The following is a 15,515-nucleotide window of genomic DNA, read 5'->3' as shown; positions in this document are numbered from 1 at the left end:
AATGTTGGTGAAAATGCATACCCTGATCCCTCATAATATGGTGGCGATATTCTATCAAATATATTAACATGACACCATGATCGAAAAAACATGCTGTGTTGAAAACCCGAAGTCCTATCAGGAGGGATAACACAAATGAGCACACTCAATAGTCAGCGGATAAAAAAAGCTATCGCTCATGCTGATTAAGCATTTATTCAGATACTGGACATACCAGGTCTTTTCTCCGGGAACGGTTCTGAGGGAAAAATACGAATCCTTCAAAGCGTTGCTGGAATATGACAAGGCTGCCCATGAATATTTGGCAACCCTGGAGGAGATCTATTATACCCAAAAAAAATGCGACTTTCAGGTCGTTGTAAAAACCTATGAAAACTTTGCCCTCTCTGTTTCAGGAATGGTTGAACACCTGTTAAAAATGTGCCCGTCCCGGTATTGGAGTTTAAAAGACTACTTTAATAAATTTGATTTTTACGTCCGCTTCATGCTTTCCCCTCCGGAATTTGACTTTTCACCCCCCTTTACCATTGAATTCAATAAAGCCTCCTTGTTGAACGCATCCATTGCGGGTCAAAAAGCCTTCTCCTTATCCCAATTAAATCAAGCGCTTCATCTGCCCACGCCCGATGGATTTGTCATCACCACCCATGCCTTTCATTATTTTATGGAGGCCAACGATTTACGCGGTCCCATTAATGAAGCACTGGCCCATCTTGATATCAGCGATGTCTCTTCTTTGGAACAGGCCGCCTTTGAAATTGAGACCTTGATATTAAAGGCAATGATTCCCGAAGAGATTGTCATGGCTGTCATGGATGCCATACAATCCTGTGAGCAGGGTAAGGGTGGCACTTTCAGGGTGGCACTTCGAAGCAGTGCGGTAAAAGAAGATGGTAAAGCATCCTTTGCCGGTCAGTATCAAACCCTTTTGAATGTAGATAAAAAAGATATTTTAACCGGATATAAACGCATCATTGCCAGCAAATATTATGCTCCGGCAATCGTATACAGAATCAGTCAGGGGATACTGGACGATGAGACTCCCATGGCCGTTCTGGTTCTTGAGATGGTGGACTCAAAAACATCCGGTGTCATGTATACCCGGGACATGGAAGACCTGCGGTCCCAATCGATATTGATCCATTCCATCTGGGGACAGGGGGAGCTGCTCGTGGAAGGAGACGCAGCACCGGATGTTATCCGGGTATCAAAAACCCCCCCACATACTATCGTCAGAACAACCATCGCCACCAAATGCGAACAGATGATTCTAGAATCAGATCATCACCCCCGGACGATTAAAACAAACAAACACGAACAAACACAGCTGTCCCTTGATGCGTCCTCTGCTGTCACCCTTGCCCGATGGGGAAGTTTACTTGAGACCCATTTTAAAGCCCCCCAGGATATTGAATGGTGCCAGGACAACTCCGGCCAACTGTTTATCCTCCAGTCCAGACCATTAAACCTCCATGCCGATAGCATCCAAAACATCCCGAAACAAAGCCAGGCCATTGAGAATAAAATTTTGTGTTCCCAGGGAGAATCTGTTTGTCCGGGAATCGGCCATGGCCCTGTTTACAGGCTTGAGCACTTATCAGACCTGCCCCATATGCCCAAAAAATCCGTCCTGGTTGTCAGGCATGCCCCCCCCCAGCTGGTTACAGCGATTCAGCACATGGCAGCAATTATCATTGAAACAGGAAGCCGTGCCAGTCATTTTTCATCTATTGCCCGGGAATTCCAGGTGCCGGCCATTGTGAACGTGACAAAGGGGTTTGATGACCTTGTCCAGGGAACCTGGGTGACGGTGGATGCACACCGGGGGATGGTATACGAAGGAAGGGTAAAGCCTTTGATGGAAAAGGTCACACCTAGAAAAACATTTTTCAAAGACAGCTCTTTTAACGTTAAACTGCGGTATGTGATTAATTTTTGCGCCATATTAAACCTCACCGATCCAGAGTCCAGGGATTTTGTGCCCGAAGCCTGCAGATCGCTTCATGATATTCTCCGGTTTACCCATGAAATGGCGGTAAAAGAAATGTTTTTAACCGGCAATAGAAAGGGCGGCAGGAAAAAAGGCGCCAAACGACTCCTCTCCCCTATCCCGATGCTGTTTTATGTTCTTGATGTGGGCCAGGGGATCAAAAAAAACCAGAAAAAACCACATCAGGGGAGTGAAAAATTTATACGGCCGGAAGATATTGCCAGCATTCCCATGAATGCTGTATTAAAAGGACTATCACACCCGGGAATCCCCTGGTCTGAAACCTCCCATTTTGACTGGGAGGCGTATGACAGAATCGTCATGGCCGGAGGCATCATCAGTGCTGATTCACCCCAGTTTGGGAGCTATGCAGTCGTGTCAAAAGAGTATCTGAATGTAAACTTCAGATTTGGATATCATTTTGTCATCCTGGATACCATCTGCTCTGCCTGTAAACAAGACAATTATATCCTTTTCAGATTTTCCGGTGGTGGCGGCACACCTGCCGGAAGGATGCTCAGGGCCAATTTTATCAAAGGCATTTTAACCCGGCTAGGGTTTATGGTTCAGATCAAGTCAGATCTGATTGATGCTGAACTTAAACACGGTTCCCTCTCCACCATGGAAACGACATTGGATGTCATCGGGCGGCTGCTGGGGGCCACAAAACTCATGGACATGTACCTGAAAGAAAACCTGGATATGGATATAATGATAGATAATTTTATGAACGGCCGATATGATTTCAGGTCAGCCGTTGATGAGAGGTGATACTGTTGAAACATACCCCGATCTCCCCCTACGCCATCAAGTGGATCACCGACAGCCTTGCTGTGGGGGCTGCCCCCATGTCTTATGCTGAATTGAATGCCATAACAGCCCAGGGAATTGATGCCATTGTCAACCTTTGCGCTGAATTCAGTGACCTTCATGAGCTTGAAGCCGCTTCAGGATTTGAGGTCTATTACCTTCCCATATGGGATGAAGATATTCCCGAAATGGAAGACATGGAAAAGGCGCTGGCCTGGCTTGATGAAGCCATTTATCTGGGCAAAAAGGTACTGGTCCATTGCCGGCATGGCATTGGAAGGACAGGCACATTTGTCACCTCCTACATGATCCGAAGGGGTCTTTCCATCAAAGCGGCTTCAAAAAAATTGAAATCCTCCCCTGCGAATCCTTCCAATTATGGCCAGTGGAAACTCTTAAAAAAGTATGGTAAAGCCTCCGGCACCTTGACCATCCGGGAACCCTCCCTTGAAATCAAAAACAGGGCAGATCTCAGTCTTTTTTTTTCAGACTATGAAGCGTTGATTAACAAAATTGATGACGACGTTGAAAAGCAAGTGACAAAGACCTCTGATCAATGCGGCAAGGGGCAACACACCTGCTGTTTCGAACCCTTTGATCTTCAATTGATGGAAGTCGTTTACCTCCACTCAAAAATGAACAAACACTTTACATCCGGCCAAAGAGAGGGGCTGATAAAAAAGGCCGTTGAATCCGCGAAAAAGAAAGGCAGCTTATGCCCGTTCAATGATGGTTCAGGATGTAAAATTTACGACAAAAGACCGGCCAGATGCCGAATTTATGGCACACCTGAAGCTTCAACACACAAACAGGAGACCCACAATATCCTCTTGGAGCTTTCCCAGGCTGTCTTCCTGGCCTTATCCGGAAAATTCCTGCAGACGGCTGGGTTTACCTTTTCCGTGACAGATACGATTTCAGGAAAATTTGTTCAACGTTATTTTCACTATATGGCGGATCTTGAAAAGACAAAAACACCTTAAAGCCAGATAATGCGTCAGATAGAGCAGTTATTCCTTTTTAAGAACTTCTTCCACCTTGTCTTCCAGTTCATCCTTGTCAATGGGTTTCACACAGTATTCACTGGCCCCCAGCTTTAAGCACTCCCGGGCGGTTTCAATGGTGGGATAGCCGGTGAGCATGATCACCCGAATGGACGGGGACCGTTTTTTCAATTCCTCCAGGACCTCAACGCCGCTCATCTTTTTCAGCTTGATATCCAGAATAGCCAGGTCAACCTCAGTGGATTCCACAAACGAAATGGCATCTTCTTCTTCGGTAAAAGGAAACACGGTATGACCTTTTCTTTCAAGAATCCGTTTAATCAGGTTGGCTGCGTCCAATACATCATCCAGTGCGAGAATGTTCGCCATTTAGATCTCCTTTTTTCGTATTTAATCCCGAGGGCAGCACCACAATAAATTGTGTGCCCTGTTCTTCTCCCTCTCCGGATAATGGAGGCGAAAAGACGTTAATCGTACCCTTATGCTCTTTTATAATTCCAAATGTGACCGACAACCCAAGCCCGGTTCCCTTATCCGGGGCTTTGGTGGTGTAAAAGGGTTCAAATATCTTTATTAAATTCTCTTTGACAATTCCATGACCTGTATCAGATATGGATATTTTTATCTCATCCGGCGTTCGCCCAAATCCGGTATGAATTGAGATGCTGCCATTTTCCCCGATGGCATCAAATGCATTGTTCAACAAATTGACAAACACCTGTTTGAGTTTCTCCTTATCGCCTTTCATCCTTAACCGATTTTCAGTATACACCCGTTTAATCTGAACATGATTTAAGCCAAAGGTGTGCTCAACAACACCCAGGACTTCTTCCAGGGCATCATGGATATCAAACTCACTGATAATGCTTTCACTGGAACGGGAAAACTTTAACAGGTCCGCTACAATTTTAGAACAGATTTTAGTCTGCTTGACAATGGTGGTCACATCTTTATAGATTGGCCCGTCTGTTTCAACATCTTCCAGCAACAGCTGGGCATATCCAAGGATGATGCCAAGGGGGGTGTTGATCTCATGGGCAACGCCTGCAGCCAGACGTCCGACGGATTCCATTTTCTGCGCATGGGTCAGCTGTTGCTGGACAGCTTTGAGCTGGGTAATATCCCTGCCCCCGCAGACAAGCCCCCTTACCCGATCTTTTGCTTCTAAAACAGGAATTTTAACCACATGCAGCCACTTGATTCCCTTTTGCCCGGCGATTCTATTTTCTTTAACAAGGGGAACGCTGGTTTCCAGTACGCGTTTATCCTCTTTATTATAGCGGTCTGCCTGGGCTTTGGAAAACAAATCCTCATTGCCTTTGCCGACAATCTCTTCCTTGTTTTTACCCAACATTTCACAAAAGGCTCTGTTGACGGATATATACCGGCCATCATGATCCTGAAGGGATATGAAATCCGGTATGGCATCCAGGATTGTCTGGAGAAGGGCCTTTTGTTCATTCAAAACACGTTCAGCACTTTTCAGTTCAGATAAATTTCCTTTTAAAGACAGGGTCATGGCATCAAAACTTTCAGCCAGGCTCTGAACTTCATCCCCTGAACATTTTTTGTGAACCTTGCATTGCCGGCAAGAGTCTATTTTTTTGGCAAATTCACCTTCAACACAGGTTGGGCAAAGGGTTCCTGCCAGATACCAGCATCGGTGATGATAATTTTTGTATGCCGGACACTCTTTCCGATGACACTGCATGATGTCCCAGCAATTTTTTTCCAGCATGGGGGCGGTTCTTACATCAAGATTTCCCCGCAATGCCTGCTCTGATGAGTCATGAAGTTTTTGGATACTTTTTGTCACAGGGTTGAGTAAAAAAGCGACGACAACACAGGCAACGAGTATGGTCAAGATCAGTATGATCACAGCAGTAATCATGGTTTTTTGCACTGCTTTTTCAACCCGTGTTTGAAAAAAACCCAATCTTAAGGTCCCCAGGCGATTGTCATTGATAAACACCGGCACGGCATAATCATAAATCAAGTGCTTCCCGGTATCCAACAGCTGCATAGAGCCTTTTTGTGTGTCTGAAACCGTGTTTGCCGTCTTGAGTGCTACGGGGAACCCCTCTTTAAATGTATGGATCAGCGGATTACCCGTCTTGTCCAGGACAAAGGCATAAAAAATATCATCCCCCAGTTGGACGGTTTCATCGATCAGAACGTTCATTCTCAAAAAATCCATGGCCAGGATGGGCTCTACCATTCGGGCAGAAAGATTCATTCCAATTGAAATTTCCCGCGTTTTTATCTCTTCCAGCAAAGCGTCCTTCATGACCTGGCTGACCCATAAAAAGATCACAAGCCCCTGGATCAGAAGCAAAGAAAAAAAACCCAGATAAATTTTACCGCGAAATCCTGGTCGCATTTACGCGTTCATCCCTTTATTCATCAAGACTCAACCCCACCTTGGCCGTTAATTGCCTTACCGCATCGAAATCCGAATCAACCGACGCTATCACCCGGATAAAATTGGCGGCTTCTAATATTTCTCGATGCGGTTTATGGTTAAAATCGAGTTTACCAAAGGCCTGTGTTAATTTTTCAACACTCTTTTTATCCAGATTTTTCCGGGCGGCATACACCCACCCCGGATAGGGGTCTGTCACTGAAATAATCCGTATTTTATTGATATCAATTCTACCGGATACCACATCCAAAGACCCTTCTCTGATGGTTCCGATGTCATATTTGCCCGCATAAACGGAAAGGATGACCTTTTCCTGTTTTCCCCCGGGACCCGGTGCAAAAGCAATTTCCTTGAAATCCGTTCGTTGAATGCCATGGTCCATAAAATGGCCTAGCGGATATAAATATCCGCCTGCCGATGTTGAATCTACAGCTATCCATCGCTTATGACGGCAATCCCCTATGGTCTGGATGGTGGGATGATCCTTTCGACAAATAATCTGGCCCCGGAACTGATCTTTTCCCATCCCCTCAACAATGCGTGCAAATGCCCTTGCCCCATATCGATGGGCAAGTTTCACATAAATAAACGGATTGGAATATGAAATATCAATTTTTTCCTGACCCACCATTTTCATATGCTGGTCAAAGGTGTCCGGAAATATCTGTTTGATGTTCAATCCGGTCTCTTTTCGTAAATACTGAACAAGGGCATGGTGACGGGTGTGAGAGACGGTATGGGAATATTGGGGAAGATAGGCATAGGTGACAACCCCCAGTTCCTCTTTAAGGATTACCTGCTCGGTTATCGTCAAATCCACCGGAATGGCAGATTCGTCATCTCCACACCCCAGAAACAAAAAAAAGAACAGCCATACCCCCCATCGGTATTTCACATTCAGAACTCCTTTATGCATTACTCGCCTGACCCGTATAACTCTTTAACCATACCATAGAGATAGTGATTTGGCTAAAATTAAATCACCTTTTATCCCGGATTAAGCGCCTCAAACCCTAAGTCATGCTGAAACGAAGGATTGGCATCCACTTCATAACAACGTTTGATCTTTTGTCTGCCACCATCCAATGGTGGTGCCGACTCTTTGGAATTCAATATGTTCTTTTGTTTCAATCTGTCGTATCCAGTCTGCAAGACCTGACGCATGATGGATGATCAACGGTGTACTGTGGTTGGGTAAAATGTCCAGGGACAATTGGTACATGCTGATGGTTTTATTGATCTGCCGGGAAATCTCCGGGGTGTCCCAGGGTGTGGGATGGATAAATCCGTGGTTGGCGCCCTCTTCTTTCAGGTATCCAAAATTGGCAGGAAATCTGGCTTTCAATGATCTGACGGTCTTTATGGCATCCAGGTTTGTCTGCCGATCGACCCCTTTGTTCAGATTTTTTAAGATGGTATCATCAAACGACTCAAACCCAATGGAAGACAATAAAATTCGAACATTTTTTTGTGTGGCGATGTTTAACGCTGCCTCCAGGGATGTCAGACCCTTTAACAGGTAATCCGCCCGCAGGGTAAGATTGATCTGGGATAATTGGATGGACAATTCCTCAGCCAGTCGAAAAAACCTTGGCAGTTTGGGCAACGGGCTTTCGTTTATTAACTCAAAGGGAATCTTTCTGCCGTCAGGACTTTCCGGCAAACACCGTAATTGTTTTTTGATGGCCGTCTCATTTAACCCCCCCATATATCCTTTATCTGCGGCCACATCACAAAAACTGCACCCTTTCTGGCAAATGGTGATGACGGCCGGGTGGGTGACCTCTTTTACGAGACGCCAAGGATAATCAATGGAAACCTGCCTTTCCTTTGCTGCGTGCTGGCATCCGATCTGTTGCAATACCTGGGCACACGTAATGCTTAACGGTTCAAAATCCGCATCCTTAAGCACATAAAGAGTTTGCCAGTCCACTGTTGACAGATAGGTATCATCCCAGGGAATCGACGGATTTTCAATCAATTGGCCGTGTTCATCCCGGCAAAGCACCCCTTCACATGTTGATACCTCACTGTCCAGGTCCGAAGCTAAAATCGGTATGATTTGCTGGGCCGGGCCATGGAGGGCAAAGGAAAAATGATCGGACATGCCTTTAAAGCGATGGGGATAGGACTGCCAACCGGCTTCCCCTTTGTAATCCGGACCTGCCTGGGGGCCTGCAAGAATGGTGATGGCCCCCTCATCTTTTAATTCCCGGGCCAGATCAAACAGGTCAAGTCTCCCCCCAAGAGATGAAAATCCCACTATTTTTTGCTGATTTTTAAAATGATGCGTTAAAGCTGTTTTTAACGCCTGCGTGCTATCCTCATTGGTGACCCCGACAACGATGGCTTCAAAATCGGTATGGTCATTTATGATAGTGGCTGCCATCTGGGGACCTAACAGTCCATAGGACTCATCCGTGAAATACCCTGTGATGATGACCAGTTTTTTTGTTTTTTCTTTCATTGCTGCCACTTGAAAATTCTCACCCCGTCTATTGTTAAAAAAACAAATGCACGTTCCGGACAACTGCCAGAACGTGCATTATATTATACCCTAACGTAAACCCTTATGACAGGTTTTATACTGCTAGGCTTCTTTCAGCGCAATCTTATGGCTTGTGGCCTGCAGTTTGGTTGCGGCTTCCATTTTCTTGAGAATGGCCACATCATCTACTTCCACATATTCAACAGCCTGAACTTCACAGAATCTGACGCACTGGGGATCCCCATCACACAGGTCACATTTGAAGACCTTTCTGTCAATGGAATTGAACCCCATGGCACCAAAAGGACACACTGCCACACAAGACCGGCAGCCGATGCATTTGTCATAATCCACTTCAATTCTGTTGAGTTCATCATTGCGGGAAATCGCGTTAACCGGACAGACGCCCATGCAGGGGGCATCCTGGCACTGCTGGCAGGCCATGGGGATATACACCCCGTCCATTTCCCATTTCATTATTCTGATACGACTTCGAGCAGGATTTGACACCCCGTCATGCTTTACCGCACATACCAGTTCACACAATCTGCACCCTGTACATTTTTCAGGGTTTATCATCAGGACTTTATCCTTTTTTTCCATGATATACTCCTTTCCAACTTATAGCATGTGGGATGGCTCATTTGCCAGCCCAAGCCGTTTCAGGGTTTCTGATGTAGGGTTACCTTCTGCGTCAAGGCCTTTATGCGCATAGAATTCATCAATCATGCCAATAAATTTTTCCTTGTCAATCATTCTTCCAACAACGTCAGGCGCACCTCTTCTACAAGGCTCATCAAAATAGCGATGATTGAGCATATCGCCTTTTTCAAGATCGTCCCTTGTCAACCCTTCCCTTAAGTTAAAAAGTCTTTCCAGCATGTTGCACCGTTCTGTAATATCCCACAGCTCTTCCGGTGTGAACTCGACGCCGGTGTTGTAATACAGCACTTTGGGCCAGTCTTCAAAGTTCGGCAGTGTTGCACCGAGAAATGTCGTATGGTACTTGCAAATCCCCAGACAATCAACCCCCATGTAGCAGTTTTCCTGCCAGAACACTTGCCAGGCTTTTCCAATATATTCCGTATGTTCGGAAGACAGCGGTCCTTCATAGGGTATCGGGCTGGAGTAAATTTTTCTCAATACCGGTTCCGGCAGATGGTAAAGATCAATGGCCGGACGGCTTCTCAAATGGTCAGACCCCCTGGAAGATGTTGCAATGTTAAGGGCCAGGGCCGGGGTGGCCCTTTCATCGGAATGAAGGTTGCTCATTCCCTTTACCTGGATCAGGTAATCAAAGGAATTCTTGCCGAAGATCTTGGAAGCCGGGATACCACCGTCAGCGAGGGCATCCGCCACTTTGCCTTTTCGATAGCAAATCCGATGAATCATCTCAATAACGGCTTCATCGTTACCAAACCGAAGATCCAGTCCGTCGGTATCTTGGCTGGTAATAATACCTTCTTCATACAGCTCCATTGCCCAGGAAATCAAACTGCCGATTTCCAGGTTATCAATGCCGTACTGGTCAACCAAATGGTTTCCCACAAGAACCGTCTCTGCACTCGGCGTATCTGTCTCACTTCCAAATGCCCCCTGGGAGGTATATTCCGGACCCTCATCATATTTACCTTTATACGGGCCGGAAGGAATTCTGTATTGGGCCCGGCAATGAACCTGGCAGCCAAAACAGCCGGACATGTGATACGGCCCCATGGTATCTTCGCAGATTTCATCAATTGCTTCAGGCTCAATATCATCGGCATACTCGCACTGGTTATACTGGAAGTTCCTTGTACGAACCCCGCCCCAGGAGTTGGTCGCACCCCAGATCATGGGGGTACCAAGGATTCCCTGGGTCTTGTTCACCTTTGCAGACGTGATCTGATCAATAAACCGCTTGTTGAACTCCAGGGCTTCAACCGGGTGGGCAATCTTGATATCCATGGTTCCCCGGCAGGCAACGGCCTTGAGGTTCTTGGAACCCATGACAGCCCCCATCCCGGTTCTACCACCGGCATTTTTAATGCCGGTCATGACATTGGCATAGACCACCAGATTTTCACCGGCAGGCCCGATGACCATGGATTTTACTTCCTGATCATTCAACTCATCCCGGATGGCCCACTGGGCATCCGTGGTGGTGGTTCCCCAGATATTGGCGGCATCCCGAATTTCAATTTCACCGTTATGAATAAAGATATAACACGGTTTTTCCGCCTTTCCTTTGATCACCAGGTGATGAAACCCGGCCCATGCCATTTCCGGGGCAAAGAACCCCCCCATGTTACAGGAGCCCAACATCCCGGTTAACGGTGATTTGGCCATTACATGGGTTCTGGCTGTGGCTGATGCACAGGTTGCCGTAAGAAACCCACCGCTGACGATCAACGGGTTATCAGGTCCTAACGGATCACACCCTTTTTCTGAATGATTCAACAAGAGATAGGCATCAAGTCCTCTACCCCCAAGGAATTTTTTTCTGACGTCAAGGGGAATCGGTTTGACCTCTACCTCTCCGGTGGTCAGGTTAATATATGCTATTTTTCTATTCAACGCCATACTATTTCCCCTCCATCTTTTTCTTAAACGCTGCATCGGCAAGCTTTTTATTCACTTCCCAGACGGGACCGCGGACTCTTGGAAAATCCGGACGAATCCAGGCGACACGATATTCACTGGTGCAAACCGGACACCTTACATGGTCGCTACCCGGTTTTGGTTCCAACCTGCCCATACAGGTCGGATTCAGGCATCTAAACTTACCGTATGTCCTTGTTTTACGAAGACTTTCGGCCCCGGACATCTTATTGGTATCAACTGCCATAAAGACCCTCCTTTGTTGATAAAATTGATGTATACAAAATCGATAAGCACTTTAATTTTTAGCGCTTACCTTGACAAGACTTCTTATCTTAACTTAATTCACCCCTTTTTTACACCTTTGCGTTCATATTTTACCATTGCTTTTTTTAAAAATTCATAATAATGAACACCAGAACAGTAAATAATATTATCATATGGTTGTCAAGCTAATTTTTAGCCGCGCTATCAAAAATGAAAAATTCATTATGGTGAACAATGATTAAAAAAAAATATCAAGCCCCGATTGTTAAAAAAGCCTTCATTATTTTGAATGCCATTGCAAAAAGCAGTAAAGGGTTGAGAATCAGTGAAATTTCAACCCGTCTGGATATCAGCAAAAGCACGGTCCACGGCATTACCGCTGCCCTGGAAGACCAGGGCGCCATTATGAGGGACGTTGTTACAAAGCGATACACCATCGGCATCACGCTCATGGAGCTTGGAAAAGCAGCCTACGAACGAATTGATTTTAAAAATATGGCCAAACCGATTATGGAAGAACTGATGGAACAATGTCAGGAATCTGTTTTTCTGGGTGTCCGGAACGGCAACAGCGTCACCGTAATCGATATTGTTGAATCCAGAAAAGATTTTAAAATTACCTCCCCCATTGGCACTTCCCTGGCCGTGCAGGCCGGGGCAAACGGAAAAGTATTTTTATCCATGATGGAACCAAAAGACTTGCAGAAATTTTTACATGCAAACCCGTTAATACGGTTCACCCCCCAAACCATTATGGATATAGACCAATATACAAAAGAATTGGAACAGATTCGAAAAAATGGGTATGCCGTTGATGATGAAGAGTATCTTTCAGGTGTCAGGGCAGTGGCAGCGCCACTCAAGCAATATGGGGCCTATACCCCGGCTATCTGGGTCGTTGGATTTAAGGCATCCATGTCCAACAAAAAGATGCAGACTATTATTGAACAAACCAAAGCGGCCGCGGCCCGGATCAACAAAAGACTGTCTTTCCAGTCCTAATCCCCATCCCCCCCAACCGTCATTGTTGGGGGAAAAGTGCGTCTATTGCCCCGGAAAGATTTCATGTGCACCAGGAAAAACTTTATTTTTCGTTTGCCATTAGATAGTATTAATTATACGGATAAACAGTGTTTATTTTCTTTAATTTGATTCCCGGGGGAGGGCCTAGTACCATGACGTATGAGCATGTTGGTCAAATGATCACCGAAAAAGTAAAAGAATACACCAGTCAAACGGCATTGAGATTCAAGGAAAACGACGCATGGAGATCGTTGACCTATGCCGAATTTGGAGAGAAAATCAACCGCCTTGCCTGCGCTCTGGTCCATGCCAATGTACAAAAAGGCGACAATGTCGGCATCTATTCCGCGAACCGTTACGAATGGGCGGTGACCGATTTTGCCTGCAGTATCGCAGGTGCCGTCTCTGTCCCCATTTATGCCACCAACACAAAAGAACAGGCCCGGTTTATTATTAAGGATGCCGGTATAAAGCTTATTTTTGTGGGGAATGCATTTCAATACCAGAATATTGAAACAATCATCTCTGAAGCCATCCCATTAACCGTCATCGCTTACGATTCCACACTAGCTATTAACCCCTCTTTTGCCCACTATTTTAATGATTTTATTGACATCACTCCCGAAGCCATTGGTCAAAATGAGCTTCATCACCGCCAGGAATTGATCAAAAAAGATGACACCACCACCATTATCTATACGTCCGGTACCACGGGAAATCCCAAAGGGGTCATGCTCACCCATGGCAACCTGTTCCACCAGTTTGACGCCATTGATACGAATTTCAACGTCACCAGCAAAGACACGTCCTTGTGCTTTCTGCCCTTGAGCCATGTATATGAAAGGATGTGGTCCTATTATGTATACCGGAAAGGAGCGGTTCACACCTATCTTGAAGACCCCAAGAAAGTGATCGAAACCCTGCAGGAAATCAAGCCAACGGCCATGGTATCCGTTCCCAGGCTTTATGAAAAAATATATGCTACGGTAATGAACCGCCAGGAAACGGCCTCCTTCATGAAAAAAATACTTTTCAAACAGGCCATTAAAACAGGTAAAACCTATTATACCAGACGTAAAAACAACCAGCCCATATCCCTGGGCTTAAAACTGAAACACAAAATTTTCGACACCCTGGTTCTCTCTAAAGTAAGGGGGGTGGTGGGCGGTGAAAAAAACTTTTTCTCGGCCGGGGGTGCCCCCCTGGAAAAATCCATTGAAGAATTCTTTTTTAACTGCGGCCTTCTGGTTTGTCAGGGGTATGGCCTGACGGAAACGTCCCCCATGATATCCTATAACACCCCCGGATGTTTTAAATTCGGAACCGTTGGGAAACTCGTTCCAAACTGCCAGGTCAGGATTGACGATAACGGTGAAATCCAGGTCAAAGGCCCCCAGGTCATGAAAGGATACTATAACAACCCTGAAAAAACCGCTGAAACCATCGTTGACGGATGGTTCAAGACCGGTGACGTGGGAGAATTTGACGCTGACGGATTCTTGAAAATCACCGATCGGATCAAGGATCTTATCATCACTTCCGGTGGTAAAAACATCGCCCCCCAGCAGATCGAAACCCTTGTGGGAAAAGATTTTTTCATTGAACAGGTTGTGGCCATTGGAGACAAACGGAAATTTATCAGTGCCCTAATTGTCCCCTCCTTTGAAGCCCTTGAAGCCTGGGCCGAAAAAAAGGCAATCTCCTACACCTCAATGGATGAATTGGTCAACCATCCCGAGGTCATCAGATTTTACAGGAAACGAATCGATTATCACTCGAAACTGCTGGCCCAGTATGAAACCATCAAAGAATTCAAACTGCTGTCCCGGCCCTTTACCATAGAGGGTGAGGAAATCACGCCCACCTTGAAGCTGAAACGGAAAAGCATCAACAAAAGATACAAAGACGTGATTGATGACATGTATTAGCGCCGTTTGACAAGCCGTTTATTTCACATCAGAATTGGGTTTTCCTTCTGGGTTCAGTGAATGGAGACAATCGGGTTGGAATAAAAGATGCCCGTTTTATTTTAAATCCTGTGGGGATCAAGACGGATGAGGATTCGGTGCTGCATGCGATGCCATGGCCTGTATTAATCCGTTTTGTATGGCTTTGATCATAGGCGGATATAGGGCCCCTTTTTTTTCATCCATGTAAACTTTTGACACCTCGGTGGGCAGCACCAGGATTCGTGGATCCCATTGGCTGAGCCGTTTGCACAACTCTCCTTGGCCTGAAAAAACGTCATTTTCAGCAACCGTGGTGGTAATGCCGGGCAATGAAATTTTTCTCAAATTTTCAAGCCATGAGTCAATGGGACCTTTCCATTTTGACCGATCAAGGGCTGCCGTTCCCAGATTAAAAACCGGGGGAGATTTAATGCCTTTCGCCTGCTGCCGGGTAATATTGTAGGAATGGATATCATAGACAATGCAATATCCAAAGGTGTCTATCATGTGCCGGATCACGGTGCCCATAAACAGGTAAAAGAACCGATGCTGCCCAAGGCTTTTATCATTCATTTCAGGGGTGGGCTGCTCCCCATACACCCGGGTGCCCCAGAATTTTTCAGGCACCAGGGGCAGGGCCATCTCTTCATCGCGGTTCAGGTCATAAACCGCCCGGGACTCAAGGCCCCATACCGCATTGGGATGGTCATGAATCATGACGTCGGTTCCAGTGTCTTCTTCAAACATCCGTTCTGCCGGGGAAAGGATCATGCAGGGCAACAGGTCTTCCCGTACATGATGACCGGCATGGATGGCCATGGCGATTTGGGGGATTGAAAAATCCAGGTGATAGCCAAATCCCAGTGACAAATCATTACGGGAAATGGGTTCGTGTTTTTTTATTGTTTCAAAAAGCTGTCGATCCCAGGGGATATTCATTTAACCATCCAAAAGAGCAGACCCACCATACGATCATCGTAAC

Annotated in this window: 12 protein-coding genes; 4 read left to right on the top strand and 8 right to left on the bottom strand. The window is 45.9% G+C overall.

What is annotated here, in order from left to right; all coding sequences use genetic code 11:
- Positions 1-178 precede the first annotated feature (178 nt).
- Positions 179-2,761, top strand: a complete 2,583-nt coding sequence (locus Q1Q15_RS00950; RefSeq protein WP_300455363.1) for a PEP/pyruvate-binding domain-containing protein — start codon at positions 179-181, stop codon at positions 2,759-2,761.
- Positions 2,762-2,766: 5 nt separating this feature from the next.
- Positions 2,767-3,783, top strand: a complete 1,017-nt coding sequence (locus Q1Q15_RS00945) for a dual specificity protein phosphatase (protein ID WP_300455360.1) — start codon at positions 2,767-2,769, stop codon at positions 3,781-3,783.
- 27 nt (positions 3,784-3,810) lie between these two features.
- Here Q1Q15_RS00945 and Q1Q15_RS00940 read toward each other — a convergent pair whose 3' ends face one another.
- From Q1Q15_RS00940 to Q1Q15_RS00910, 7 genes are all read right to left on the bottom strand, one after another.
- The gene (locus Q1Q15_RS00940; protein ID WP_300455357.1) at positions 3,811-4,173 is read right to left on the bottom strand and encodes a response regulator; all 363 of its coding nucleotides are present in this window, start codon (positions 4,171-4,173) and stop codon (positions 3,811-3,813) included.
- Entirely contained in the window at positions 4,148-6,184 is a 2,037-nt protein-coding gene (locus Q1Q15_RS00935) for an ATP-binding protein (protein WP_300455354.1), read from the bottom strand. Before Q1Q15_RS00935 ends, Q1Q15_RS00940 begins: the two co-directional genes overlap by 26 nt.
- A 16-nt stretch (positions 6,185-6,200) precedes the next feature.
- Positions 6,201-7,121, bottom strand: a complete 921-nt coding sequence (locus Q1Q15_RS00930; protein ID WP_300455351.1) for a phosphate/phosphite/phosphonate ABC transporter substrate-binding protein — start codon at positions 7,119-7,121, stop codon at positions 6,201-6,203.
- A gap of 153 nt (positions 7,122-7,274) precedes the next feature.
- Positions 7,275-8,693: a hypothetical protein gene (locus Q1Q15_RS00925; protein WP_300455348.1), complete on the bottom strand. Its 1,419-nt coding sequence runs from the start codon at positions 8,691-8,693 to the stop codon at positions 7,275-7,277.
- A gap of 123 nt (positions 8,694-8,816) precedes the next feature.
- The gene (locus Q1Q15_RS00920) at positions 8,817-9,317 is read right to left on the bottom strand and encodes a 4Fe-4S dicluster domain-containing protein (protein WP_300455345.1); all 501 of its coding nucleotides are present in this window, start codon (positions 9,315-9,317) and stop codon (positions 8,817-8,819) included.
- A gap of 18 nt (positions 9,318-9,335) precedes the next feature.
- A complete protein-coding gene (locus tag Q1Q15_RS00915; RefSeq protein WP_300455342.1) occupies positions 9,336-11,276 on the bottom strand; it encodes an aldehyde ferredoxin oxidoreductase family protein in 1,941 nt (646 codons plus the stop codon).
- 1 nt (position 11,277) lies between these two features.
- Positions 11,278-11,541, bottom strand: a complete 264-nt coding sequence (locus tag Q1Q15_RS00910; protein ID WP_300455339.1) for a hypothetical protein — start codon at positions 11,539-11,541, stop codon at positions 11,278-11,280.
- A 254-nt stretch (positions 11,542-11,795) separates the two neighbouring features.
- On the opposite strand from Q1Q15_RS00910, the gene Q1Q15_RS00905 reads away from it, so the two are divergent.
- Together Q1Q15_RS00905 and Q1Q15_RS00900 are read left to right on the top strand one after the other, a co-directional pair.
- Complete coding sequence (locus Q1Q15_RS00905) at positions 11,796-12,563, top strand: IclR family transcriptional regulator (protein WP_300455336.1); 768 nt, start codon at positions 11,796-11,798, stop codon at positions 12,561-12,563.
- Positions 12,564-12,736: 173 nt separating this feature from the next.
- Positions 12,737-14,512 carry a long-chain fatty acid--CoA ligase gene (locus tag Q1Q15_RS00900; RefSeq protein WP_300455334.1) on the top strand — a complete coding sequence of 592 codons (1,776 nt, stop codon included), beginning with the start codon at positions 12,737-12,739 and terminating at the stop codon, positions 14,510-14,512.
- Between the two features lie 117 nt (positions 14,513-14,629).
- Here the strand turns inward: Q1Q15_RS00900 and Q1Q15_RS00895 are convergent, their stop codons facing one another.
- A complete protein-coding gene (locus tag Q1Q15_RS00895; RefSeq protein ID WP_300455331.1) occupies positions 14,630-15,472 on the bottom strand; it encodes an N-formylglutamate amidohydrolase in 843 nt (280 codons plus the stop codon).
- Positions 15,473-15,515: the final 43 nt, after the last annotated feature.

Origin of the sequence: Desulfobacula sp. (assembly GCF_030145145.1) — a bacterium.
GTDB lineage: Bacteria > Desulfobacterota > Desulfobacteria > Desulfobacterales > Desulfobacteraceae > Desulfobacula.
Note: the sequence above shows the minus strand (reverse complement) of the source record. Positions and strands in the feature narration are given on the sequence as shown.

What these genes read in the sequence shown, in the direction of transcription:
- Q1Q15_RS00895 (WP_300455331.1), bottom strand. Translation starts at nt 15,472, where the DNA reads ATGAATATCCCCTGGGATCGACAGCTTTTTGAAACAATAAAAAAACAC.
- Q1Q15_RS00935 (WP_300455354.1), bottom strand. Translation starts at nt 6,184, where the DNA reads ATGCGACCAGGATTTCGCGGTAAAATTTATCTGGGTTTTTTTTCTTTG.
- Q1Q15_RS00920 (WP_300455345.1), bottom strand. Translation starts at nt 9,317, where the DNA reads ATGGAAAAAAAGGATAAAGTCCTGATGATAAACCCTGAAAAATGTACA.
- Q1Q15_RS00915 (WP_300455342.1), bottom strand. Translation starts at nt 11,276, where the DNA reads ATGGCGTTGAATAGAAAAATAGCATATATTAACCTGACCACCGGAGAG.
- Q1Q15_RS00940 (WP_300455357.1), bottom strand. Translation starts at nt 4,173, where the DNA reads ATGGCGAACATTCTCGCACTGGATGATGTATTGGACGCAGCCAACCTG.
- Q1Q15_RS00910 (WP_300455339.1), bottom strand. Translation starts at nt 11,541, where the DNA reads ATGGCAGTTGATACCAATAAGATGTCCGGGGCCGAAAGTCTTCGTAAA.
- Q1Q15_RS00925 (WP_300455348.1), bottom strand. Translation starts at nt 8,693, where the DNA reads ATGAAAGAAAAAACAAAAAAACTGGTCATCATCACAGGGTATTTCACG.
- Q1Q15_RS00900 (WP_300455334.1), top strand. Translation starts at nt 12,737, where the DNA reads ATGACGTATGAGCATGTTGGTCAAATGATCACCGAAAAAGTAAAAGAA.
- Q1Q15_RS00950 (WP_300455363.1), top strand. Translation starts at nt 179, where the DNA reads ATGCTGATTAAGCATTTATTCAGATACTGGACATACCAGGTCTTTTCT.
- Q1Q15_RS00905 (WP_300455336.1), top strand. Translation starts at nt 11,796, where the DNA reads ATGATTAAAAAAAAATATCAAGCCCCGATTGTTAAAAAAGCCTTCATT.